The sequence below is a fragment of the Kitasatospora sp. NPDC033851 genome, from assembly GCF_055576085.1.
The window spans coordinates 74,325-75,349 of record NZ_JBVIRL010000033.1 but is presented as its reverse complement, the minus strand read 5'-3'; the positions used below and the strand labels follow the sequence as shown (position 1 = coordinate 75,349).

The 1,025-nt window shown below is 71.6% G+C and carries 1 protein-coding gene and 1 rRNA gene (1 of these 2 only partly in view); both read left to right on the top strand.

The genetic code is table 11. The features are described from left to right. Positions 1-87, top strand: a 5S ribosomal RNA gene (gene rrf / locus ACZ51D_RS37800); the annotation flags it as partial. A 61-nt stretch (positions 88-148) separates the two neighbouring features. Next, a protein-coding gene (locus tag ACZ51D_RS37795) for a phosphatase PAP2 family protein (protein WP_465664775.1) crosses the window boundary here: on the top strand, positions 149-1,025 show its 5' portion. 14 nt of this gene lie beyond the right edge of the window; the window shows 877 of its 891 coding nt (coding positions 1-877); its start codon is at positions 149-151; its stop codon lies beyond the right edge, outside the window.

Sequence of the window (1,025 nt, the reverse complement as noted above, 5' to 3'; positions counted from 1 at the left end):
GGTTACATTCCGAACCCGGAAGCTAAGCCTTACAGCGCCGATGGTACTGCAGGGGGGACCCTGTGGGAGAGTAGGACGCCGCCGAACAATCATTCCAAAAAGCCCCCTTCCCATCCGGGAGGGGGGCTTTTTGCGTTACCCTCTGCCAATGCAGAACCTGACCCTGACCTGGCAGTCCGCCGGGGGCGCCGCCGCCGGTCTCTACGCCGGCGCGTACGTCGCGTCGAGGGTTCGGAAGCCGTCCCTGTCGGCGTTGCTGCGGGAGGCCGGCACGCTGCTGGCGTTGTTCGCGCTCTGGCAGTTGGTCGGGCACCTGTCGGTGATGAGCGCGGACCATGCGGTGGACCGGGCGAGCTGGATCCACCACACCGAGCAGGTGATCGGGTTGCCCGACGAGGCCTCCTGGCAGTCGGCGGTCACGCCGTACCCGGTGCTGGTGCGGCTGGCGAACTACTACTACGCGGTCATGCACTTCGCGGTGATGCTGGGTGTCCTGCTCTGGGTGTTCGTGCGGCACCGCGAGTGGTACGCGTGGGTGCGGAACACGGTGGTGATCACGACCGCGGTCTGTCTGCTGGTGCAGTTCATCCCGGTGGCGCCGCCGCGGATGCTGCCGGGGAGCGGTTTCGTCGACGTGGCCGCGGAGTACGGGCAGTCGGTGTACGGGGGCGCGGTCGGCGGGGTGGTGGTGGCCGACCAGCTGTCGGCGATGCCCTCGGTGCACGTCGCCTGGTGTGTGCTGGCCGCGGTCGCGGTGGTCCGGGTGTCGCGCAGTTCGCTGCGGTGGGTCATGGTGCTGCACCCGGTGCTGACGATCGCGGTGGTCGTCGTGACGGCCAATCACTTCTGGGCGGACGGGATCGTCGCCGTCGTGATCCTCCTCCTCGCGTACGCCGTGCTGGCGTTGGCGGCACGCCGACGGGGTCGGGGGGGGGGGGGGGGGGCGGGGGCGCCCCCCCCCCCCCCCCCCGGGGGGGGGGGGGGGGGGGGGGGGGGGGGGGGGGGGGGGGGGGGGGCGGCGGGGT